Source organism: Bacteroidota bacterium, from assembly GCA_018816945.1.
In the GTDB taxonomy this organism is placed as follows: domain Bacteria; phylum Bacteroidota; class Bacteroidia; order Bacteroidales.
The window spans coordinates 68333-94225 of the sequence record JAHIVC010000041.1 but is presented as its reverse complement, the minus strand read 5'-3'; the positions used below and the strand labels follow the sequence as shown (position 1 = coordinate 94225).

At 34.5% G+C, this 25893-nt stretch carries 17 protein-coding genes; 10 read left to right on the top strand and 7 right to left on the bottom strand.

Translation table 11 applies throughout. The features are described 5' to 3' along the window. Positions 1-2: 2 nt before the first annotated feature. The 5 genes from KKG99_07090 to KKG99_07070 form a co-directional block, all read right to left on the bottom strand. The gene (locus KKG99_07090; protein MBU1012752.1) at positions 3-4340 is read right to left on the bottom strand and encodes a response regulator; all 4338 of its coding nucleotides are present in this window, start codon (positions 4338-4340) and stop codon (positions 3-5) included. A gap of 38 nt (positions 4341-4378) precedes the next feature. Beyond that, positions 4379-6418, bottom strand: a complete 2040-nt coding sequence (locus KKG99_07085) for a response regulator (GenBank protein ID MBU1012751.1) — start codon at positions 6416-6418, stop codon at positions 4379-4381. Positions 6419-6549: 131 nt separating this feature from the next. Then, positions 6550-9435, bottom strand: a complete 2886-nt coding sequence (locus tag KKG99_07080; protein MBU1012750.1) for a PD-(D/E)XK nuclease family protein — start codon at positions 9433-9435, stop codon at positions 6550-6552. Positions 9436-9451: 16 nt separating this feature from the next. Continuing rightward, the gene (locus tag KKG99_07075) at positions 9452-10144 is read right to left on the bottom strand and encodes a nucleotidyltransferase family protein (protein MBU1012749.1); all 693 of its coding nucleotides are present in this window, start codon (positions 10142-10144) and stop codon (positions 9452-9454) included. A gap of 156 nt (positions 10145-10300) precedes the next feature. Next, positions 10301-11728 (bottom strand): phosphotransferase, encoded by a 1428-nt coding sequence (locus tag KKG99_07070; GenBank protein ID MBU1012748.1) that lies wholly within the window; start codon positions 11726-11728, stop codon positions 10301-10303. A 105-nt stretch (positions 11729-11833) separates the two neighbouring features. Between KKG99_07070 and KKG99_07065 the strand changes: the two genes are divergently transcribed. Further along, a complete protein-coding gene (locus KKG99_07065; protein ID MBU1012747.1) occupies positions 11834-12337 on the top strand; it encodes a ferritin family protein in 504 nt (167 codons plus the stop codon). 53 nt (positions 12338-12390) lie between these two features. On the opposite strand, the gene KKG99_07060 is transcribed toward KKG99_07065, so the two are convergent. Further along, positions 12391-12960 (bottom strand): DNA-3-methyladenine glycosylase I, encoded by a 570-nt coding sequence (locus KKG99_07060; protein ID MBU1012746.1) that lies wholly within the window; start codon positions 12958-12960, stop codon positions 12391-12393. 115 nt (positions 12961-13075) lie between these two features. Here KKG99_07060 and KKG99_07055 point away from each other — a divergent pair, with 115 nt between their 5' ends. From KKG99_07055 to KKG99_07015, 9 genes are all read left to right on the top strand, one after another. Next, positions 13076-14257 (top strand): aminotransferase class I/II-fold pyridoxal phosphate-dependent enzyme, encoded by a 1182-nt coding sequence (locus tag KKG99_07055; GenBank protein MBU1012745.1) that lies wholly within the window; start codon positions 13076-13078, stop codon positions 14255-14257. 102 nt (positions 14258-14359) lie between these two features. Then, entirely contained in the window at positions 14360-16660 is a 2301-nt protein-coding gene (locus tag KKG99_07050; protein ID MBU1012744.1) for a patatin-like phospholipase family protein, read from the top strand. Positions 16661-16966: 306 nt separating this feature from the next. Continuing rightward, on the top strand, positions 16967-19102 hold the full coding sequence (locus tag KKG99_07045; protein MBU1012743.1) for a DUF349 domain-containing protein: 2136 nt from the start codon (positions 16967-16969) through the stop codon (positions 19100-19102). Between the two features lie 31 nt (positions 19103-19133). Beyond that, positions 19134-20219, top strand: a complete 1086-nt coding sequence (aroC, locus tag KKG99_07040; GenBank protein ID MBU1012742.1) for a chorismate synthase — start codon at positions 19134-19136, stop codon at positions 20217-20219. 89 nt (positions 20220-20308) lie between these two features. Continuing rightward, complete coding sequence (rpmG, locus tag KKG99_07035; GenBank protein ID MBU1012741.1) at positions 20309-20497, top strand: 50S ribosomal protein L33; 189 nt, start codon at positions 20309-20311, stop codon at positions 20495-20497. Between the two features lie 8 nt (positions 20498-20505). Then, positions 20506-20655 (top strand): DUF4295 domain-containing protein, encoded by a 150-nt coding sequence (locus KKG99_07030; protein ID MBU1012740.1) that lies wholly within the window; start codon positions 20506-20508, stop codon positions 20653-20655. Between the two features lie 73 nt (positions 20656-20728). Further along, entirely contained in the window at positions 20729-21685 is a 957-nt protein-coding gene (gene ftsY / locus KKG99_07025; protein MBU1012739.1) for a signal recognition particle-docking protein FtsY, read from the top strand. A 3-nt stretch (positions 21686-21688) separates the two neighbouring features. Beyond that, positions 21689-22996, top strand: coding sequence for a 30S ribosomal protein S12 methylthiotransferase RimO (gene rimO / locus KKG99_07020; protein ID MBU1012738.1), 1308 nt, complete (start codon positions 21689-21691; stop codon positions 22994-22996). Positions 22997-23076: 80 nt separating this feature from the next. Further along, on the top strand, positions 23077-23580 hold the full coding sequence (locus KKG99_07015) for a PaaI family thioesterase (protein ID MBU1012737.1): 504 nt from the start codon (positions 23077-23079) through the stop codon (positions 23578-23580). Between the two features lie 18 nt (positions 23581-23598). Here KKG99_07015 and KKG99_07010 read toward each other — a convergent pair whose 3' ends face one another. After that, positions 23599-25812, bottom strand: a complete 2214-nt coding sequence (locus tag KKG99_07010; GenBank protein MBU1012736.1) for a KamA family protein — start codon at positions 25810-25812, stop codon at positions 23599-23601. Positions 25813-25893: the final 81 nt, after the last annotated feature.

Here is a 25893-nt window from a genome sequence, read left to right as displayed (position 1 = left end):
CATTATTTGTTATAAAGCCAAACTCTTAGTAAGGACAATAGTTTTTCAGTATCTACAGGTTTTGCGAGATAATCATTTGCTCCGGCAGCAATGCATCTTTCACGATCTTCCTTCATTGCTTTGGCCGTTAATGCAATGATTGGTAATTTTTTGTATTTCTGATCCTTTCTGATTTCCTGCATTGCTTCATATCCATCCATTTCAGGCATCATAATGTCCATTAATACCAAATCTATCTCGGGGGTTTTCGACAATTTGTCCAATCCGTCCATTCCATTTTTTGCAGCTATAATTTTGAGTCCTTTTTCTTCTAATAAACTCGATAAAGCAAATACATTTCTCATGTCATCATCAACAATAAGAATGGTTTTATCTTTAAGCATTTCCTCCCTGTTATGAAGCTGTTGTAAAATTTTTCTTTTGCTTTCCGGCATTTCTGATTCAATTTGATGCAAGAAGAGGGTGGTTTCCGATAGTAGTCGCTCGAACGAACGGGCTCCTTTTAAAATAATACTATCAGCATACAGGTTCAATTTTTTTTCATCTTCTTTCGATAGGTCCTTCCCGGTATAAATAATAATGGGTAGGTCAACAATGTTTTTATCTGCTCTGATTTTTCCCAACAATTCGAAACCCGACATGTCTTCTAATCCTAAATCTAAAATCTGACAATCAAATTTTTCGGTTTTTAAAAGCTCATAAGCTTTTTGGGCGGTATCGACGGCAACGATTTTAATATTTGTATCTCCAAGCAGTTTGACAATACTGGTCCGCATAATTTGATCGTCTTCAACCACAAGAACCCTTTTGATCGGCTTTGAGATAATCGTTTCTATTTTTTTGAATGCTTCATCAAGTTTATTGTTACTTACAGGCTTTGTTAAATAACCGATTGCGCCCATTTTCATGGCTTTCATCGATTTGTCGGAAGCAGAAATAAAATGAACGGGTATATGTCTGGTTCGCGTATTGTCCTTAAGCCTTTCCATTACTTCATAACCATCAATTCCGGGCAGTCCAATATCAAGTATGATTGCACTAGGCTGATGAAATTCTGCCAAATGTAAACCTGATTCACCATCAAGGGCTACCATGCATTTAAATCCTTTTTCATGTGAAAGGTCATACAATACTTTACTGAAATTTTCATCATCCTCAATAACAAGGATAAACTTATCACCTGCAGTTATACTGCTTCTGTCATCTTTAAAGGATGGTTCTTTTAATGAAATGATATTGTTTTGTGACTGCGGCTGTTCTTTCTTGCTTGTTGAAAAGTTCGATTTCAACTCACTTGCTTCCATCATCTTTTGATGCTTGTTTTCATCAAATACAAGAGGTAGATATAAAGTAAAGGTTGTGCCTTTGCCATATTCACTGGTAAGCATTATTTCACCACCAAGGATTTCTGAAAAACTTCTGGAAATAGTTAAGCCAAGACCTGTACCACCATACTTTCTGCTGGTAGTTCCATCAGCTTGTTTAAATGCTTCGAAAATTAAATCGAGTTTATCATTTTTTATTCCAATACCTGTATCAATAACTGAAATTGCCACAGAATTGGAAGCGTCTAAACCACTCTTCTCCGGTTTAAAATCTGCCTCCGGTCTATATATGTTAAGTGTAATACTGCCACTGGAAGTGAATTTGATGGCATTAGAGAAAAGGTTTTTAAGAATTTGATATACACGTTGGATGTCGGTTTTAATAAATTGCGGTACCCCATCCTGAATTTGGGTGATCAATTTAAGTTTTTTGCTGTCGGTCAAAGGTCCGAAGGTTCTTTGAATAAAAGCGGTTAGGTCATGAAAGTAGAATTCTTCGATATGTAAATCCAATTTCCCTGATTCAACCTTTGAAAGATCAAGTATTTCATTGATCAACTCTAATAAATCAGAACCGGATGAATTTATGGTTTTGGCAAACTCAACTTCTTTTTCATTCAAATGTTTAGACTTGTTTTCTGAAAGCAAATGTGATAAGACGAGAATGCTGTTCAATGGTGTTCGCAGTTCATGCGACATATTTGCCATGAACTCTGACTTATATTTGCTTGCTTTTTCTAAATCTTTGGCTTTTTGTTCAATTTCTTCCTGCGCCCTTTTCAACTCTTCATTCTTACTCTTAATATTGTCTCGTTGTATTTCCAAATCGTTGGTGCGTTCTTCCAGTTCCTCATTTGTAACTTTCAGTTCTTCTTGCTGGTTTTTAAGATTTTCTTCAGAAAGTTTAAGTGCTTGTGTTTGTTGCTCCAATTCTTCGTTAGTTTGTCTTAATTCTTCTTGTTGAACAGTTAATTCATCTGCTAATTCTTGTGTTTGTTTAAGTAATAGTTCCACTTGTACCCTCGATTGAACCGAATCTACTGAAATTGCAACACTATCCAGCACCATTTTAAAAAACTGCTGCTGTATATCGGTAAATTCATTAACAGAACCCAAGATGATTACGCCGGTTGTTTGTTTTTCGAAAATAACGGGCGCAACAATAAAGTGTTCCGGTGTTTTTTCACCAAATGCAAGATTTAAACTTGGCAAAATTTCTTTAGACTCACATAAGGTAATTAGTTTTTGATCTTTCGCTACCTGACCAACAATCCCTTCACCGATTTCAAACCTTTTAAAGTTTTTATCCGATTTTTTAAAGGCATACGTAGCCGAAAGATTGAGGTAACCATCTTCTTTAATATAAAGCAGACCAATTTGCGATCCAAGATATTCGATGAAGAAATTGATGACATCATCAGTGAGTTGTTGAATGTTCTCCTGCCCGCTTAATATGCCGTCAATTTTGTTGATGCCGGTTTTTAGCCAATCTTGTTCTTTAATTTCTTTTGAGTTGATACGTAATTGTCTGGTCATTTCAAAGAGTGAAATTCCCAGTGCATCCTGTTCACTTCTGGGTCTGATATCTGAAGTATAATCTCCTTTGGCAATTTTATTGGCCTGGCGAACAACTTCTTTAAAGCTCTCTATCATGGCATGCATAGAGTTTCCTAATACATCTTTTTCACTTCTTATTTCAACTGCTTTTGAATAGTCGCCATAGGCCGATGACTGACTGATATTTGCATAGTTGGTTAATGAAACAACCAGTGAATTGAAGGTATCGACCATTTCACCAACTTCATTTTTCGGAGCTTTTATATTTTTGGGTTGTAATTCTCCTTCAGCAACCTGTTTTGTCCAAGCCGAAAGTTTTTTGATAGGATTGACAAACCAGCGAGTGACAAAAATCGATACGAAAAATACAATGATTACCGTAATGATAAATGAAACTTTGGCAATATCGGATAATTGTTTCGCATATTCGAATGCTTCATCGTGTTTTATTTCTTCAACCATTACCCAATTCACTCCTAATTTACTTAAAAAGGGTAAGTCGCGATAAATTCCCAAAACATAATAGCCTCGGTTATTCATATAAGTAGTTATTTCTTCCTTATCCAATTTGTTAAGGGCCAGATATTGAGGGTCGTTCTGATGAGTTTTGAAATTAAGCCACTTCAATGTTTTAACATTCTTGGCTTGCTTATGCATAATCACCGAATCTTCCTCAAAACGTGAAGAAGAGCGAAATAATAAATCTTCTCCGACAAGATAACTTTCTCCTGTATCTCCCAGATCAGCATTATACCTGAGTATATAATTTAAATCATCAACTGAAATTCTGATTGCTATGATTCCAATGAGGTTCCCTTTATCATCAATAATTGATTTGGCAATAAAGCCGGATATGTTTTTATAAGTGTTTTTGTGATTCTCGAGATCAGAAAATTTCACTTCAGAAGATATCAAAACCTGTTTACATATTTCTTTTAATTTACTCTTTGAAGGAAGCGAGTTGAATAGATTGGTTCCAAGTAATGGTTCTTCGTTTAGGGTAAAAAGCAAATTCCCTTCTTTATCGATTAGATAGAGATCCTTAAATTGTTCTTTTAAACTTTGGGCTGAATATTTTGCTTTTAATATTTCAGATTTAGACATCCGGTCACTGGCATGCTGATAATCGCCCTTGTTAACTGTTTTATCAAAGCTGATTTTTAAAGCCGATAGTAAATCAATAGTTTCTTTTTGTGTACTTTCAATATTCAAGTAGTCAACCTTGCTTTTGAAAAAAGATTCAATGTATTCAATGCGAAGTTGGGATGTAGTAATTAATGATTTTTCAGCTATTATTGTTAAGCCAAGGTATGAGTTTAAATAATTAATAAAACTCACTGATGCCAGAGGAATAAAAGAAATGGCAAGAAACCATATTAGTAAGGATTTGCCAACTCCAATATAAAAAAATGATTTAAAAAAATTCCTTATTTTTTGTTTCAGGTTTTGATAATACATACTTCTTTTAGTTTACAATAATGCTTTGATTGGTATAATCAACGATGAGTGTACTTCTCAATCGTTTCATATAATTCTACCGGATTAACAGGTTTGGTAATATAATAGTCCATGCCTGCTGCAATACATTTCTCTCTGTCTCCTTTCATTGCATGTGCGGTCATGGCAACGATTGGAATGTGTGTTTTTCCCCCTTTCTCAAAGTTTCTGATCTGACGTGTCGAATCATAACCATCCAAAACCGGCATTTGTACATCCATGAGTATAACATCAAATTTTTCTTTTTTAACTTTGTCAACTGCAATCTGACCATTTTCAACAAGGGTGACTTTATAGCCTTTTCTGGAAAGAAATTGATTTATTATTTTTTGATTGATTGCCTGATCTTCTGCAACAAGAATATGAATCTTATTATTATTGGATTCTTCCTTGGCAACTTTAACCAAATCTATTGCAGGACTAGTAACAGGCTTTCCTTTCAGGAGGATTTTACTCAGCATTAATCTCAACTCTTTTTGAAGAATTGGTTTTGAAAGGAATTGATTAAATCCCGATTTCTTTATTTTTGCAGGATCAAATGAATATTGAATAGGTGTCATCAAGACAAGTTCAGGAATCGGTTCATTTGGAATCACTTTGCTTAATTCATCAGCAATATTGATGTCTTCATTTAATGGTATGTTATAATCAACAAATACCGCTGTAAATTTTTCATTCTTTTCAGCTCCTTTTCTGATAAACTCTTCAGCGGTTTTCATGTTGGAAGCCATTTGATAGTCAATTTCGATATAATCGAATAATTCTGACATGATCTTCCTATTCTGATCACTTTGATCGATCACCAGTATTTTGTGGTTTTTGTCAGTTTCGCCTAATTTGCTCAAACCTTCATCAACTGATGCAGAACTGGTTTCAAAGTCGATATCGAAATAGAAATGACTGCCCTCACCAAGTTTGCTCTTGACATTTATTGCTCCTCCCATTGCTTCGACAAGCATTTTAGATATTGAAAGGCCAAGTCCTGTTCCCCCATGTTTGCGTGTGGTTGACGAATCGTTCTGGCTGAAAGATTCAAACAAACGATCGACATTGCTATCGTCAATGCCAATACCTGTATCAACAACCGAAAATTCAATTTTAGTTTTATTTCTTGGGTTTTCGACCAATTTTACTGTAACAGTTACGCTGCCTTCTTCAGTAAATTTAATGGCATTACCAATTAAGTTGATCAAAATTTGACGGATACGCACGGGATCACCATAGAGCAAATCAGGAACATCTGGTGATATTTTGCAATTAAATTCAAGTTTTTCCTGATGAATTTTAACAGATAACATCCTGACTACCTTCTGGATAACGTCACGCAAACTAAATTCAATCTTTTCTAATTCAAGTTTGTCGGCTTCAATTTTTGAAATATCCAATATTTCATTGATAATATCCAATAACGATTCACCCGATTGTTTGATGTCGGTAAGGCGTTCTTTATGAAGTTCCGATATATCTGCATCCAGCAGTGCCAGGTCGGCCATTCCAATAATTCCGTTTAAAGGGGTCCTTATTTCATGGCTCATATTTGCTAAAAATAAACTCTTTGCCTGGGTAGCTTCTTCTGCAATTTTTTTAGAGATATTAAGTTCACTGACTGTTTTTTCTAATTTACGCGTGGTTAATTCGAGGGTGTGCTTTTGTTTAAAGAACTCTATATATGCTCTAATTTTACTTTGTAATATTTCAAGGTCAAGTGGTTTGTAAAGATAGTCTACCGCTCCGGCCTCATATCCCTTAAAAACATGTTCACGCTGTTTGCTAATGGCTGTAACAAATATGATTGGAATATTTCTTGTTCGCTCATTGCTTCTCATCAATTCGGCTGTTTCAAATCCGTCCATTTCAGGCATTTGCACATCAAGCAGGACCATTGCGAAGCTGTATTCCAGCATCAATCCAAGTGCTTCGTTTCCAGATCTGGCTTTAACAATATTTAATTCAGGGTTTTCCAGAATACTCTCCAACGTTAGTAGATTTTCTTCCCTATCGTCAACTATCAGAATATTAAACTGTTCTTTATATTCCATGGTTATTTTTTTGATTTGACTTGTAAACTGAAAAAACCAATTGTATGTGTTTCTTGTGCATATGCAATTTACAAAATTGTAAACTAACTATAATATTAATAAAAATAATTATACACATTAAATTGTTCAATTTATTTGTTGCAGATTGAACGATAAGTGCAATATAAGCAGTTGTTTAGATCGTCGGTTTGTTCAAAATTAAGCTTTGGATTATAAATCTCAACCAATAACTTAGTAAGCTGTAATTCAAATTCGTTTAAATCGAAGCTGGTCAAAGTGCTTTGATTTTGATCAGGTGTTTGCACTTTAATAAAGCCATTTGAAATTCTTTTTAATGGATATATTCCTGCAATAAATTCGTTGTGATTTGAGACATTCTTGTTTAGTATCCAGGCATATAGCAATAGTTGAAAAACCTTATCATTTTTCTTGTCCGAGATTAATTCGTTCCATGCATCCAGTTTTAAATCTTTAGGTTTTATTGCACCTGTTTTGTAATCAACAACCTCTGTAATGCCGTTAACCATTTGAATTCTATCAATAAATCCTTTAAGTTTAACATCTTTGGGTTCACCATTCAAATTCAAAGTTAATATAGAAGCAAATTTTTTTTCAAGCGAAGTAATGATTTTTTCTGTTTTTTGTCCTTCAGGTTTACTAAATTCATTTATTTCGTGTTGAATAAAATTCCTGAATAATTCTTTGGCCACATGAACAATGAGTAAATTTTTACCGAATTTAGTATTGCCTTGATTATAATGTGTTTTGAATGCCTGAACAATATATTGGTCGGTCATTTTCAGATTGATTTTTAATTCTTCAGGATTTAACACTTTATTGATAAAAGGCACGTAGAAATTTTTCAGTGCTTCATGTATTACTGTTCCCAGCATTGCCGCGTCAATGGTGTCGCTCACTTCATCCGGTTCGCCAAGTTGGGCGATCTGCTTAAAATAAAATTGTAGTTGACAACGAATATAAATGTTCAAGCTACTTGCTGAAATCCCATTTTTTGAAATTTCATCAAGTCTTTGAAATATTCCTTTGGTTTTTGGAATTGATATAGGTTGTTCTGCGCTTAATTTTATGATTGATGAAACGGTTTTTTCGGCTATACTGATTTGAGGATTATAAAGTGCAAGCTCATCAATTATTTGATGTAAAAATCTGCTTTTATCGCCACCGGCTAATGGATCGGGCTGCGAATTGTAAATAAGTGTTATGTTTTTTGATCTTTGAAGCAAACGGAAGAAATGATAAGCGAAAATGGCATTTTTTTCACGATGGGTGGGTATGTTAAACTCACGTTTCAGCTCAAAAGGGATAAAAGAGTTTTGTTTTCCTGAAGATGGTAAAATGTTTTCATTCACCGAAAGAATGATAAGATTGTCAAAGTCGAGATTCCTTGATTCGAGCATTCCCATTAATTGCAAGCCTTTTAACGGTTCACCGTAAAGGGGTAATTTTTGAGAACTACAGATCTGTAAAAAGATGGAATGAAAAATCTTAATCGTATTTATAGAGCCGTATTCACTAATAAATCCTTCAATTTTATTAAACAGAATTGAAAACTGGTAGAGTAATTCGAGCTCAATTTTTAAATCAATTTGATCAGCAAGCTGCTTGTTGATCGTAGCATCTCTGAATATTTCAATGACGCCTTGAAAACATTGAATAGCTATAACAGGATTATCTTTCCAGTCTTTAAAAGTGATGGTCAAAAATGTTTTCTTGTAATTTTCGGCTTTAAAAGCTTTTAATAAATCTTCACTTTTAAAATCAAGCTGGCCAGTTATTTTGATTTGAGTGAGGATATGCTGAATTGAAATTTTTGGACCATTAAAAAGTTGATCAGAGAGATTACTTATTACTGAATGCCTTAAGCATTTTGAAATATCCGAATATCTGAAAAGTGGATCAGATAGGTTCAGCATCTTTTTTTTATTTTCGGCATACAACTGCATTTTAAACAATTGATTGAAAAAGCCGAAGAGTGGGCTACTTGAAAGTGGCAAACCCATAGTAACATTCAATTCAGTGCAAGTTGAGGGAATTGAATTTAAAACCGGAATGAGTAAGTTTTCATCTGCCAGAATGATGGCTGATTTATGTTTTGCGGTTAAAAAATGGGAGTCCTGCTGCAATAATTGTCCACAAAATTTTGCCTGACCTATTTGTTTTGGGATACCATAAATTTGGATATCCTTTTTGTCGTTCTTTAAATTTTGATCAACCCAACTGATTTCACTTTCCTTCTGGTTTTCAAAATATTTCCTGAAAAATAATCCTGCCTCATGTTTTACTCCAAAATTCGTGTGATTTAAGTAATAATCATCAACATCCCATAAAAAATCTGCTGATCCCAATTCTTTTAAAGAAAAAAGAATTTTTTCTTCGGCGAGGCTTAAGGCATTGAAACCCGCAAATAAAATTTGATCCCACTCAAGCGATTTTGATCGTGCTTCAATATTTTCGGCAACATGGCGAAATAATTTGCCGTTATAAGCCAATTTACGCTTATTTAATCTTTCATTGAGTAGGATGTAATATGTTTTGAGCGAATTAAAAAACTTCAGATAGTTATTCTGAAAAGAACTCAAATTTTCAATTTCCAGGTTCCACTCTGCCAACGATTTTACTTCGGATAAGTAATTGTACATCCGCTCTGCATCTACCATATGTAAATCAACTTCGTTGAAATCTTGAACCAGAATGCTGCCCCATTTATAAAATTCATCAAAGCCTTGTGCATGCTTCCCTTCAATTGTTTTATGAACTTCATAAAGCTCAAAGGTTGTTTTTAATGTGTTGATGCTTTGATATTCCGAAAGTTCCTGAATGAAATCTTCAATTGAAAAAATATTCGGTCCCCAGCTTGTTTTGCCTAAAAGTTCGGCAAGGTATTTTTTTAAAAACAAACTGGCACGTCGATTGGAAAGTACAATGCAAATGTTTGAAATACGATCAGGATAGTGTTCGATCAGGTGTTCGGCAACTCTTTCCAGAAAAGATTTCATTAATTTACTTTTTAAATTATTGGTTTAAATGCTCAGGGCGTCCAAGATCAAGCCAAAAGTCCTGTTGGTCGAGATAACCTGAAATTATCTTAGTTGATGCCAAATTTAGGTATAATTCAATAACCGAGAATTTCCTTTTAGCCGGCATGTATTTGAAAATCTCAGGATCCAGAATTTGTATTCCGCTAAAAGCATATTCATGAACAATAGCCGATTCCATTGTGACAATGTTTTTATTAGTGCATAAATTTGCCCATCCACATAATCGAAAATTTTCATCGAACATTAATTTTCTTGACGATTCTCTTTCTTTTACAGCCAAAGTTGCTATTGCTTTGCTGGCTGAATGCACTTTTATTAATTCATCAATTTTGATGTTCGAAATAATGTCAACATTGTATGCTAAAAATGGACTTTTGTCAAAAAACCAGGCAGCTTTTTTTAATCCGCCTCCGGTATCCAATAATGCATCCCTTTCGTCGGATATTGTGATTTCAGCATCAAAATTATGTTTAGTCACGAATTTGATTATCTGATCAGCAAAATGATGAACATTAACGATTATATCATCAATACCGGCTTCGGTTAATTTTTCAATGGCATGCTGAAGCAAAGTTTTGCCTTTATATTCGATAAGCGCTTTTGGTTTATTTGCAGTAAGAGGCATTAATCGAGTACCTAGTCCTGCCGCAAAAATCATCCCTTTCATCAACTTTGTGTTTTATTGTTTCTGGGGTTTGCAAAGATGCTTTTCTTTAACTGCCAGTTCGCCGCAACTGTTGCATTCAAATATCGGATGCTTCACTTTTTGTCCTAACCCATCTTTTTTTGATTTGCACATCTTTTTACCCATTTTTCTAAAGTTTTAGTCGGTCGTAATCCAGTTCTCTTTTTGTGTATGATTTAGTTCAATATTTAGTTGAAAAGAAGATTTTAAATATTTATTGATGTTTTCGGCCATAAAAACTGATCGGTGCTGACCTCCGGTACATCCAAAGTTTATTGATAAATCAGTGAACTTTCTTTCCTGAAATTTGAGAATTGCCGGTTCAATAATTTGAATGACATGCTTCAGGAAATCATGAGCTTCCTCATATTCTTGTAAATATGTTCGCACGGGCTCATCTATGCCTGTAAGATGGCGGTATTCTTTTAACCTTCCGGGATTAGGCAACGATCTGCAATCAAAAACAAAACCTTCACCATGACCGCTGTAATCTATCGGAATTCCGGCTTTGTAGGCAAAGCTGTTCAAATGAATGGTTAATCCGGGTTTTTTATTTTTTGGTGCGTTGAATGTTAGTTGTGTGACTTTTTTAAGTACCCGACTTAATTCCGGTATTTTGATGTCCATTTTCAATTGATCAAGCAACCATTTAAGTGTTGACACAGCATAGGGAATGCTTTGTATAAAATGTGCTTTTCTCTCAATTAATCCTCTAAATCCGTAAGCCCCTAAAACCTGACAAATCCTGATCAGAACATAAGGGTAGAAATGTTTTTTAAAAGCAACAATGTCTTTTTTCTCTGGTAGAAGATCAAGATAATAATCCAGCAAGGCTGCCCGGGTTTCCGGTGATAAATTTGCTTTTACCTGAAATAGGAGGGAAGCAACGTCATATTGAAGTGGCCCCATCCGCCCACCTTGATAATCTATAAAATAAGGTTCATGATCACGAATTATGATATTTCGTGATTGAAAATCGCGGTAAACGAAATAGTTTTGATCAGCATCTAATAAATAATCACTAAAGGTTTGAAAATCATTTTCAAGCAGTTGTTCGTCAAATTCAATTTTTTGTGGTTTTAAAAAATAATATTTAAAATAATTCAAATCCCAGATAAGCGATTGTTTATCAAGACTAGATCGTGGTGTGCATTTACTGAAATCAATGTGATTTACTGCTTTTGTTTGGAATTCGAATAATGCCTTCAAACTCTTTTTGTACAGTAATTTTGTATCTTCTGATAGGTTTTGGCCTTCATTTAGTACAATTGAAAATAGGTTGAGATCGCCAAAATCTTCAATTAAATAAATATGGTCAACCAATCGAGAAGCATATATTTTAGGGGTGTTGAAATTTAATTTAGTAAAAGTTTCGGAGAAAGAAATAAAAGCCTTATTTTCTTTCTCATCCACGTGATAAACACCCAATGCAACTTTGTTAGCCGATTTAATTCGGAAATAATTACGTTCGGAACCCGATGGGTCAAGCTGAATTATAGAACTGGCTTTTTCTTTTGACCAGTCTTCAAATAACCGAATTAATTTATTTTTGATTTCAGGATTCAACGGAATGTTATTTAGATTTAATACAAATATATTTATTTCTGCCCTATTTCAATTATATTTGTCATTGAAACTTTATTTGTTCTATAATAAAAAATACAAAGCAAAATGGAAGAAAATGCTGCAATAGAAATACTGAAGACTGCCATATTACTTGAAAGAAAAGGGAAGGCTTTTTATTCAACAATCGCGAAACAAACGCAAAGTGCTGCCGTAAAAAAAATCTTCACCATGATGGCCGAAGAAGAAGATGAACATATTGATTTTTTATCACGCCAGTTTGCCAGTTATAAAAAATATAATGAGTTTATAAAGAATGAACCAAATGTTCATATTGACGACACTGAAGCAGTTCAGATATTGACCGAAGAAATTAAAAAGCAAATTAGTGCCGCCAGTTTTGAGGCCGCCGCTATTTCTGCTGCCATTGATTTTGAAAACAAAGCCATAGAAGTTTATTCAGGTCGGGCCAAAGATGCTACAGATAAAAATGAAAAAGAAATGTATCAGATGTTAGCTGATTGGGAAAAAACCCATCATCATTTGCTCCACCGATTGAATGAAGATTTAAAAGAAGAAATTTGGAACGATAATAATTTCTGGCCTTTTTAACAAAAACTAAAATTTCCCTAAGGGGTTTCACTTTAAAGTGAAACCCCTTAGTTTTATAGTCGTTTATATCTAAAACAGTCGATAGTATGATCGTTTACCATTCCAGCGGCTTGCATAAAAGCATAACATATTGTTGATCCGACAAATTTAAAACCACGCTTTTTAAGGTCTTTACTCATTGCATCCGATTCAGTTGATGTTACGGGCATCTCTTTTAATGAATAAAGCTTATTATCGATGGTTTTATAATTTGTAAATTGCCAAATGTATTTATCAAAGCTTCCAAATTTCTTTTGAGTTTCCAAAAAAGCGACCGCATTGCTTATTGTAGCCCTGATTTTTAGTTTGTTGCGGATTATTCCTGAGTTTTCCATAAGATCACCAACTTTTTCTTCAGAATAGGTACTTATTAATTTAGCATCAAAATGATCAAATGCCAATCTGAAATTTTCTCTTTTATGAAGAATTGTTTTCCAACTCAATCCTGCCTGAAATCCGTCTAAAACAATAAACTCGAACAGTTTATCATCGTCATGCAAAGGTATTCCCCATTCTTCGTCATGATATTTTATCATTAATTTATCATCGGAGGGCCAATTACATCTTTTCGGAAATTCTACCATTTTTTAGCGATTTTGAAAGTAAATAAGTCATATTTATCAAGATATGTAGATGTTACTTATGAATATAAAAATTATCTTTGTGAAGTTAATAATTACAAAATCAAAAATACATAAAATGAACTTAAAAGAGGCGGGTTTTAATTCCAAGTTAATTCATTCAGGTGGTATCAAAGATCCCTTGGGTAGCGCAGTGACTCCTATTTATCAAACTTCAACTTTCAGTTTCGAAAGTGCTGCTCATGGAGCAAAATGTTTCACCGGTGAAAGTGATGGCTATATTTATACCCGAATAGGGAATCCTACTATTATGGATTTAGAGCGAACCGTGGCCGATCTGGAAAATGGTTTTGGTGGAATTGCTACAAGTTCCGGAATGGGTGCAGTCAATACGGTTTATATGGCTTATTTGGGACAGGGATCACATGTGGTTTGTACGCAAGCAGTGTATGGTCCGTCCAGAAGTGTATTGGAAACTATCTATCCACGATTTGGTGTTGAAGCAACGTTTGTTAATACTGCTGATTTATCGGAGATTGAAAATGCAATTCAGGATAATACAAAACTTATTTATCTTGAAACTCCTGCCAATCCAACGATGCAGATAACCGACATTGTCGCTGTATGCAAAATTGCACACAAAAGAAATATTCCTGTATGTGTTGATAATACTTTTTGTAGCCCATATTTACAAAAACCTTTGGATTTAGGGGCTGATATCGTTTTACATTCGATGACCAAATTTATTAATGGTCACGCTGACATTGTTGCAGGAATGATCGTAACCAAAACAGAAGCCGATTTCAAAAAATTGCGTCCGATCATGATTAATTTAGGATGTAATATGGACCCAAACCAAGCCTTTCTAACCCGACGGGGATTGAAAACATTGGCAATACGTATTGAAAGAGCGCAGGAGAATTGTATTAAAGTGGCCGATTATCTTGAGAATCATCCAAAAGTAGCATGGATAAATTATCCCGGATTAAAATCTCATCCTCAATATGATTTAGGATTACGTCAAATGTCGGGACCGGGTGCAATGATAAGTTTTGGCCTGAAAGGTGGTTTTAAAGCCGGTGAAGCTATGATGAATAATGTTCAGTTGGCTTTATTAGCTGTTTCTCTGGGTGGAATTGAAACACTTATTCAGCATCCCGCATCAATGACACATTCTAAATTGACTAAAGAAGGAAAAGAAAAAGCAGGAATCACAGATGAATTGGTGAGGTTATCTGTTGGAATTGAAGATGTTGAGGATATTATTAAGGATCTCGATCAGGCACTCGGAAAAGTTTAATCAATGAATGATAAAAAAAAAGAGTCCTGTGGTGAGCAGGACTCTTTTTTTGAATATAATATTGCCTAAATTTATAAGTTATTAGATACGTTAGATTTTTCAATGCCAAGACTGAAATTCACATATTTTTTAATCGTAATATCCATTGTTTTATTTGGAATTAATCCTGTGTTCGCACAGAAGGTGGCAATTGTTTTGAGCGGGGGAGGAGCTAAAGGCTTATCACATGTAGGCGTATTAAGGGCACTTGAAGAAAACAATATCCCAATTGACTATATAGCCGGTACTTCAATGGGTGCCGTGGTTGGTGGCTTGTATGCCAGTGGTTATTCTCCTGCTGAAATCGAAACTTTGCTGACCTCAAGAGAATTTATTCGATGGGCTTCCGGTGAATTGGATATTAAAAATCAGTTCTTTTTCAAAAAGAAACCTGATAATCCATCCTGGATTAGTTTACCAATCCATTATGATAAACGATTTCGCTCAAAAATCCCATTAAATCTTGTACCTACCGATGAGATGGATATTACTATTATGGAATTATTTGCAGGCCCAAGTGCAGCTTCAAAGTATGACTTTAACAATTTGTTCGTCCCTTTCAGGTGTGTTACAACTGACATTGAAGCCAGTGAATCAGTAATCATGAAAGATGGGCAATTGGGAGAAGCCATTCGGGCGTCAATGTCGGTACCATTTTATTTTTCGCCCATCAGGGTAAATGGTAAATTGTTGTTTGATGGTGGAATGTACAATAATTTTCCGGTTGATGTTGCCTATAATGATTTTTCCCCTGATATTATTATTGGCAGTAAAGCTTCAAGTAATTTCGCACCTCCGCAAGAAGATGATATTATCTCTCAGTTGCAAAACATGTTAATGTCAAAGACCGATTATTCTAATATTCCCGGCAAAGGAATAATTATTGAACCAGATTTAGGGAGCATGAATTTAACCGATTTTAGCAGGGCAAAAGAATACATTGATAGTGGTTATATTCACACGATGAATAAAATTGATACTATCAAATCGTTAGTTAGTCGCAAATCAGATCCAAAAGAATTATTTCAAAAACGACTGAATTTCCATAATAAAATTCCTCCAATAGCTATAGAATCAATTCAAATTGAAGGCTGTAATATTTACCAGTCTACTTTTGTAAATAGGCACATCAAACGTAAGCAAAAGTATTTAAATATGAATGATTTGAAATGGGAGTATTATAAGCTTCTGGCCGACAATAATATAACCTCAATTTATCCGGCTTTGTTGTACGATTCAGTTTCCTCCTCTTATCATCTCAATTTTCAGGTAAAAAAGGCGAGTGATTTTATGGCCGATTTCGGTGGCAACATTTCATCTAAGTCGGTGAATGAAGCATACATCGGATTACAATACAATCATTTTGGCATTACATCGTCAAACTATAATATGGGTTTATATTTCGGGCGCTTTTATAGCGGGCTCAGGTTGAATGCACGAATTGATTATCCTTCCAGACTGCCTTATTATTTGCAGGCTTCATACGTATTACATTATCGCGATTATTTTAAAAATACAACCTATTTTGTGGAGGATAAAACGCCATCATACCTATTGAAAAGTGAGTATTATGGAGAGGTTGAGTTTGGTATTCCTATCACAAATCGTTCACGTTTAAGCTCAGGCCTGACAACTGGGAAACTTGCAGATGATTATTATCAGACCAATTATTTTTTGCGCAGTGATACAACAGATCGTACCAGTTTTCTTTTTACATCGCCATTCATGCGATTTGAATACAATACATTGAACAGAAAACAGTACCCAACAACTGGTGCAAAGCATTATTTGTCATTACAGTATGTCATAGGCGAAGAAAAACATGTTCCAGGTTCTACTTCACAAGCAAGGCATTTATATTCAGGCTTGCATCAGTATTGGCAATTCAGGGCAATTTCCGAAAGTTATTTTAATGCCCTTGCAGATATAAAAACCGGTATTTATGCAGAATTGTACTTTTCCAATAAAAAGTTTTTCAACAACTATACTGCAACTATTCTGATGGCACAGCAATTTCAACCTACACTCGAAAGTTCTACAATGTTTTTACCCGGATATAGGGCCCATAATTATATAGCACTTGGTGTTAAAGAAATTTTTTCAATAACCAAATCCTTAGATTTTAGAACCGAATTGTATTTTTTCCAACCCTTTAAACAAATATTTGCTGACCCGGAAAGCTTACTGGCTTATTACGGGGATGAGTTTAAAAACAATTCATATATTGCTTCTGCATCTTTAGTTTACCAAACCCGAATCGGGCCTATGAGTTTGGCTTTGAACTATTATGAGAAACGAAAGGATTCATTTTCCGTGATGTTTAATATTGGCTTTATTCTGTTTAATAAATTTGGATTAGAATAATATTATTTTCCCACATTCAATTTAAAAGAACTGATTCAGGAATTACGCATTTAAATAGCACTGTTAGATCAATGGTTTTGATTAACAATTGAGAATTGCAGGAGCTAAGTTTTTTGAAAATAAAAATTCATGAGAAAGTGAAGAATTCCAATTAATTGTTATTTTTGCAACTGATCTTGAGCCAATCATTGTGATTTGAAGAAATTCAAATGTGATGAACTCTATTGTTTATATGTATTATTTTGAACATCATCGTTTTCAACATTTAAGGGGAAACGAATTCTACAACTGTTAAAAACAGAAATTATGAAAAATGAAAAGTCACTACCTGAAAAGGATGCAGTAGAAATCGAAATTACTGAAAATCAACCGGCAGAGTTGATCGACCAAGTAGAAAGAGAAATGGATGAAAATAAACTTTCTCTTCCTGATGAAAATCAAGTTGATACAGATGTTCCATCAGTAAATTCAACAGCTCATGACCTAGATAATGAGGTCATTCCTTCCCCGGAAATAGCATCAGTAGAAGAAACTTTAAATGATAAAAATATAGATGATCCTGCATCAGATTTGGATCAAATGGGTGTTGAAGGATCTGTTACTTCATTAAACTCCGGTGAGAGTCAAAAAAATAAAAAGAAATCGGTTGAGAAAATCAAAACAGAAAAATCTGTACCTGTCGAGGATGAAGATAATCATACAGAAATCAGTTATGATGATGTTGATATAGATTCATATTCACGTGAGCAGATAGTAGAGGCACTTGCAGAAATAGTGAATGAAACAAACATCTCTTTGATTAAAAAGAAAATCACTTCTCTTAAAGTTGCTTTTTTGCGTGAGAATAAAATTGAACGTGAGAAAAAACGTGAAGAATTTGTTGCGGCAGGGGGTAATATTGAAGAATACGTGACTGATCTGGATGTTGTTGAAGAAAAATTCAAAGCCCTATTTGATATTTACAAGCAAAATAAGGCCAAATTTAATAAATCACAGGAGGAACTAAAACTCCAAAATCTTGAATTGAAAAAGCAGATTCTTGAAGAACTTAAAGTTTTAAACAATTCAGAAGAAACACTGAAAAAGACTTACGATGAATTTAAGATTTTGCAGGAACGGTGGAAAGAAATTGGTATCGTACCGCAAGCTGAAATTAACAACTTATGGCAAAGTTATCATTTCTTGGTCGAAATGTTTTTTGATAAAGTTAAGATTAATAAAGAATTGCGAGATTTGGATTTACGAAAAAATCTGGAACTCAAAGTTGAGATTTGCGAGAAAACAGAAGAATTGTTAATTGATCCTTCCATCACTAAATCATTCAAAGAACTGCAGAATTTCCATGAACAATGGAAAAAAATTGGTCCGGTACCAATGGATGTTAAAGATGATATTTGGGAAAGATTTAAGCAAGCAAGTGATAAAATTAATGAGCGCCGCAGAGAGTTTTATGGTGATTTGCATGAAGAACAAACCAAAAATCTCGAAGCCAAGTTGGTCTTGTGCGAACAAGCAGAAGAATTACTGGAAACAGAATCGAATACTTTGAAAGAATGGCAGGACCAAACAGATAAAGTTAATAAACTTCTCGAAGAATGGAAATCGATAGGACCGGCTCCCAAAAAAGTTAATGATGAAGTTTGGAAGCGGTTTAAATCATTATTAAACGGTTTCTTTGAAATAAAAAAAGATTTTTACTCAAAGTTAAAAGAACAACAGTTAAACAACTATAATAAAAAACTCGATTTATGTTTGCAGGCTGAAAGCCTAAGAGATAGTGAAGATTGGAAAAAAACTACTGACGATCTGATTAATCTTCAAAAAGAATGGAAAACTTTAGGCCCCGTACCTAAAAAATATTCAGATAAAGTATGGAAAAGGTTTAGAGCAGCTTGCGATGATTTTTTCACTAAAAAAGCTAATTATTATTCAAATATTCATGTTCATGAAGAAGCAAATTTGAATCAAAAAATTGAATTGATTCAAAAAATCAAGAACTATAGTTTTGGTGCAGATAAAAAGCAAAATCTTGTTGTTTTTAAAGATTTCCAGAGAGAATGGATGCAAATAGGCCATGTTCCGATTAAAGAAAAAGAAAAACTTCAAGCAGAGTTCCGAAAAGCCATCAATGCACATCTTGAGCATTTGAAAATTAATCAGACTGAGATTAATACCATTAATTATAAATCAAAAATTGAAAATTTGAGCGATAGCCCTGCTACTCGAAATATGATTTATAAAGAACGTAGCTTTCTTTCAAATAAGATAAGTAAGATGAAGGAAGATATAAATTTATGGGAGAATAATGTTGGATTCCTGGCTAATTCGAAAAATGCAAATATACTAAAGGCTGAATTTGAGAAAAAAATTGAATGTGCAAAAAACGATTTAGCTTTGATGGAGTCAAAACTTAAGGTGCTTAATAGTACAGACATTGGTTAAGTTTTATTCAGGAAATTGTTTTAAAAAATAAATGGCAGGCAATACTTTCGGTAAAATATTTTCATTTACTTCTTTTGGTGAATCTCATGGAACTGCCATTGGAGGTATTATTGATGGATGCCCCTCCGGTATTATAATTGATCTTGATTATGTTCAATCAGAACTAAATCGCCGAAAACCTGGTCAGTCGGATATAACAAGTCCGCGTTCGGAAGATGATATCGTTGAGTTTTTATCAGGCATTTTTGAAGGAAAGACCACAGGAACTCCCATAGGATTCGTCATAAAAAATAAAGATCAACAATCAAAGGATTATGATCATCTGAAAAATGTATATCGTCCGTCACATGCTGATTATACCTATGATAAAAAATATGGGGTGCGCGATCACAGAGGGGGAGGGCGATCTTCTGCCAGAGAAACAGCAACCAGGGTTGTAGCAGGTTCTATCGCAAAATTGATTTTAAAAAAATATAAGATTGAAGTGTTGGCCTATGTGTCACAAATTGGATCATTATCAATGGAATATGATTCAGTATTAATTTCCTTTGAGAATATTGAAAAATCAATGGTTAGATGTCCGGATGTAAGTTCATCTGAGAAAATGATAGCCTTGGTTCAACAACTCAAAAAAGAGGGTGATTCAATCGGAGGCATCGTTAGTTGTATCATTGAAAATTGTCCGGTCGGTCTTGGTGAGCCTGTTTTTGATAAATTGCATGCCGATCTTGGCAAAGCCATGTTAAGCATCAATGCTGTCAAGGGTTTTGAATTTGGTCATGGATTTAAGAGTTCAGCAATGCGTGGTTCTCAACTAAATGATTCATTGCGAAATGAAGATGGAAAAATTGTTGCCAAATCAAATTTTTCCGGAGGTATACAGGGCGGAATTTCTAATGGAGAGCGAATCTATTTTAATGTAGCATTTAAACCTGTAGCTACTATTATGAAAAACCAACAAACCGTTAATAAAACAGGTGAAAATGTTGATTTTAAAGCGGAAGGCCGACATGATCCATGCGTTGTTCCAAGAGCCGTGCCAATCGTTGAGTCGATGGCAGCATTGGTGCTGGTTGATCATTTATTACGTAATAATTTGTACAACAACAATATTTAAACAGAAGTATTGCAAAAAAATAGATTTAATACTAGGATATTATTTTGATAATTAATAATTTTGCAGTCCGAAAAAATAATTAGTTAAAAATGGCAAAGAAGAGTAAAGACGCAAGAGGACAGATTATCTTAGAGTGCACAGAGCATAAAGCAAGCGGTATGCCAGGCACATCAAGATACATTTCAACCAAAAATAAAAAAAATACTCCTGAACGACTTGAATTGAAAAAATTCAATCCGATCTTGAAAAAAATGACTGTTCATAAAGAAATTAAATAATATAAGTTATGGCTAAGAAAGTAGTTGCAAGTTTACAATCGGCAGGTAAAGATTTCGCCAAAGTTATCAGAATGGTAAAATCTCCAAAAACAGGTGCATATACCTTTAAAGATACTATTGTTCCGAACGACCAGGTAAAAGAATTCTTGAAAAAATAAGTGATCATTACTAATGATATGAAGAAGCTTTTTCCGAATAGGAAGAAGCTTTTTTTTTAAAATAAATAAAGCAATGAGCGTATTTAGTTTTTTTTCAAAAGAAAATAATAAACCTAACCTGGATAAGGGTTTAGAAAAAACAAGAGAAAGTGTTTTTTCTAAAATATCCAAAGCGATTGTTGGCAAGTCAAAAGTTGACGATGAAGTTCTGGATAATCTGGAAGAAGTATTGGTAACTTCGGATGTTGGAGTTGGTACCACACTTAAAATAATTGCCAGAATTGAAGAACGAATTGGTCGTGATAAATACCTCGGAACTTCTGAATTAAATAAAATTTTAAAAGAGGAGATTGCTGCATTACTAAAAGAAAATGTTCAAGGTGAGGCTACTGGCTTTGATTTAAAAGGGATAAAAACACCCTATGTGATTATGGTTGTTGGAGTGAATGGTGTTGGTAAAACCACAACAATCGGGAAATTAGCACATCAATTTAAATTGGCCGGAAAAACAGTTGTTCTGGGTGCTGCTGATACTTTTAGGGCAGCGGCTGTTGATCAATTAAAAATTTGGTCCGAAAGGGTTGGAGTACCAATTGTAAGTCAGGGTATGGGAGCAGATCCTGCTTCTGTTGCTTTTGATACGCTTAAGTCGGCCGTTGCAAACAATATTGATGTGGTGATTATTGATACAGCTGGAAGATTGCATAATAAAATTAATTTAATGAATGAGTTGTCTAAAATCAAGAATGTAATGCAAAAGGTCATCCCTGATGCTCCTCACGAAATTTTATTGATACTCGATGCATCAACCGGTCAAAATGCAATAGAACAAGCCAGACAGTTCACGGCCGCTACCGAAGTCAACGCATTAGCTTTAACAAAACTTGATGGAACAGCAAAGGGAGGAGTTGCAATAGGAATTTCGGATGAATTTAAGATTCCGGTAAAATACATAGGCATAGGCGAACAAATGGAAGATTTACAACTATTTGATCGCTATGAATATGTCAATACACTTTTTAATAAGTAATATTTGAAAACCCAAATAAAACCCACTAAAATAAATATCGTTACACTTGGTTGTTCAAAAAATCTCGTTGATTCAGAGCATTTAATGAAACAATTGCAAATGAACGATCTATCTGTTTCTCATAATTCCAACGATCCTTCAGAGGTAGCTGTTATCAATACCTGTGGCTTTATTGCTGATGCTAAACAAGAATCAATCGATACCATATTGCAATACCTTGAAGCTAAAAGAGCGGGATTGGTAAAAGCTGTATATGTGATGGGTTGTTTAAGCCAGCGTTACAAAAAAGAGTTGTCGGCTGAAATGACAGAAGTGGATGGCTATTATGGCGTAAATGATATTCCTTTAATCATTAAAGATTTAGGTGCCAAGTACAAAAAAGAATTGGTAGGTGAGCGATTACAAACTACACCTAAACATTTTGCTTATTTAAAAATTTCTGAAGGATGTGACCGTACTTGCTCTTTTTGTGCTATTCCGCTCATTCGAGGTAAGCATAAGTCAAAACCTGTTGAAGAAGTTATACATGAAGCAAAATTGCTGGTCAAGAATGGGGTTAAAGAGCTGATTTTAATTGCTCAGGATTTGACTTATTATGGACTGGATTTATATCACGAGAGAAAGCTTCCTCAACTTTTAAACGAATTGGCTGATATTCCGGATTTGGAATGGATTAGATTGCACTACACTTATCCAACAGATTTTCCTTTTGAGCTTCTTGAAGTTATTAAAAACAGAAAGAATATCTGTAATTATATCGATATCCCGCTTCAACACATTAGCGCACCTATTCTTAAAGCCATGCGCAGATGGAGTTCTCCAAATCAGATAGAAGATTTAATTACAAAAATCCGGATTGAAATTCCTGATGTTTCATTTCGTACAACATTCATTGTTGGTTTTCCGAATGAAACCAGAGAGGATTTTGAAAAACTGCTTGAGTTTGTGAAAAAAACAAAATTTGAAAGATTGGGAGTTTTTACCTATTCTCACGAAGAAGATACGCGTGCTCACCGATTGGAAGACAATATAGATGATCAAACGAAAAATGACAGAATGGAAGAACTTATGGAAATTCAGGAGCAAATTTCATTCGAATTAAATCAGAATAAAATAGGAAAGGTTTTCAAAACTCTTATTGACCGTGTGGAAGGCAATTTTTTTGTTGGCAGGACGGAATATGATTCACCTGAAGTTGACAACGAAGTTCTTATATTAAAAGAAAATAATCAATGCAAAATTGGTGAATTCTATCATGTTCGCGTAACCTCGGCCAGCGCATTTGATTTAAACGGAGTTATTGAAAAGTAATATTATAGACTTATGAAACACCCATGCCCGAATATATTCGTTCAGGCGGGCATCATCCCTTAAAAAATAATTTTATTATGATGAAAAGATTAATCTTAAATCCGTATGATAAATTTGAGGAACATAAGTGCTTTGCCTGTTCTAAACACAATTTAATAGGATTGCAAATGTCTTTTTATGAAGAAGGAGATTTTGTGGTTTCTGAATGGCAACCCCGACCTGAATTTCAAGGATATCACAATGTGTTACATGGAGGTATTCATGCGACATTGATGGATGAAATTTCAAGCTGGTGCATTCAAATCAAACTTAAATCTTCTGGATTAACTTCGAGATTGGAAACCAAATACAAACATCCCGTTTTTTGTGATAAGGGCAAAATCAAATTGAAAGCTAAGATTGATGATTTTTATAAAAATGTAGCAAAAGTGCATGTGCAATTATTCGATTCTGAAGATCAGCTTTGCTCAGAAACTGTAGCTAAATTTATTGTATTTCCGCTTGAAATTGCAAAAAAGAATTTTCACTATCCTGAATATGAAAGCTTTTTTAAACAGCTGCCTGATGGCAATGACTCAGTATAATTAATTTCAATTTTAAATTTAGGTATCGTCAATATCCTCATTAAATTTTTCTTTGGTGAAGTTTGTCACTATATCAGTTACTTTATAGTTATAATCCGGGTACTTGTATAAAGGATTAATTGGATCTGTGACCCCCAGAGAGTATCCATAAATACTCTCATATTCATTCACTTGTTCACCCATTTTCTCAAGCTGTCTGAGGTATTGTGCAACAGACTTTGATTCAATAATAATCACTTTTTCCATTTGATTGACTATCGGGCTGTGTTTTCTGTTACGATCGTGCTCAAATTGAAGGATTCTGCGGCCATCGCGTGTTATCCCAATGGTTCGGTAATTTAGACTTTTTCCAATACCTGGAAGATTCAGGACACTGCGATCTGTGGCTAAAAAAGGGATATTACCAGCCTTTTTCAATGCATGAATATTTCTGACGATATCATCAGAACCTATATTTACCTTTTCATTGGTAGTATAGAAATCAATTGGTAATCTTCCAATTTGTTTCTCTTCAATCTGTTCCTGCATTAGACGCGCATTAGTTGTGAAATTATGAAAGTTTTCCATGTATCCCTTCACTCCAAAAGTATAGTAAGGTATTACCCCAATATCACTTAATACTTTCCTGAGCTTTGCAGTATGTCCTCTGCGTGATGAAGCCACTGTAAATACCATTTGATTGGTAACGGTCCAACCGGCAGAAATCAGACGTTCAATTGCAATTTTTGCTTCGGGTGTTACTTCCATGGCGGTTTGAAAGTGAGTCTGGATAAAAAATTGCTTTATCCCGATTTTACATGCTTTTTCTTTAAAGTCTTTAAGGATGGCAGTCAATTCAGGTGTAATACGTTGTGGCAAATAAACAGGGAGCCTGGTACCAAGGCGTACTCGAATCATTTCTGCAAATTTTTCACCATCCTTTCGTTTTAAATTTGCTTCATTTTTTCTGATTGCCATTAAGTAAATTTCATCCAGAATTTTTTGTAAGGATATATCTGTACTCATTAAGGCATCGCCACCTGTTATCAAAATATCCCTTAATTGTGAATCTTCTTCAAAATATTCTAATAATCGTGCTAGTTTCTGCGGCCATGCCTCATTGGGCCTAAGTTTATCCAGATTAAAATTTAAATTCCCTGCTTGGAAATCATACATTCTTTGACATGAAACACAGAGTCCTCCACATGCCCTTCCGACGGTGTCAGGAATGAGTATTGCCACTTCAGGATATCTTCGGTGCACATTATGTGAGGAAGGTAAAATCCAACCTGCGACATTGGGTTTGCCGGGTTGTACGATGTCTTCATGTTCCCAAGCTACCAAATGCCCAAATTCTTCGGTTAATTCTTTACTGTAAATCATGTAATCTCGAATTGCCATATCTGCTCCAGGAGCAAATCCCGGTTCGTTTACATTTAATAAGCTTAGATAATACGGGTTAATAAAAAATGGAATTCCTGTATCATGAGCTTTATTTAGTAGGTCCATTGTCTCTGGATCAAGGGAGGAAGCCAGTAATTCATTCAGTAATTTAGGCGAACGGATTGCAAATCTAAGATGAAACTTGCGATCGTCCCACCATTGCATCATCCTCAGGTATTTTTGCTCCGAAGACATGCCTGGCTCAAAATAATAATTAGTGCTTGTTATTTCCCCTTCATCAATTTTTTCAATAAGAATATGGATGATTCGGTCCCTGTTTTTATCTCTTATTTTGATCATTCTGGGATCTAAGCCCGAAGGATGCCGATTCATCCATTCATTCAGTAATTCATTTTTATTGCTAATTTGGGTTTTACCACTAAATTGACGAAAAAGATAGAGCATGTCCAGGAAAAAATCTTCTTTGGCACCTCCTGTTCCATATTTTACCGCCATCCAAAGGTATTTAATAGGGTTGCTACCAACCATTTCACCTCTTAGGTTTAAATCATTATACCTTTGCCCGGCATTGTCTATATAATCTAATAGCCGAATTGCAGCAATATCTCGCCAATTTAGTTTTTTATAGTGCTTGGTTTCGCATGCTGATGTTTTATAGTATTGATATGCATTTGGATGTGATTTAAAATATTGAAGAACCCAATGTTTAATTTCCAAAAGTGCTTCTGATTTATAATGTGCTTTTCTTATGATTTGGTCGAGTTTTGGGTTTTCAACTAAAAGTTGATTTAGTATTTTGAAAGATTTTACACTGATCGCGACCTTCTCTAATGTCTTAATTTTATTCATGGTAACTTAATTTAGAACCTTTATATTATCTAAATAAAAAGAAATAATTTTAAATAATTTCAAAATATCTCAAAAGTGCTG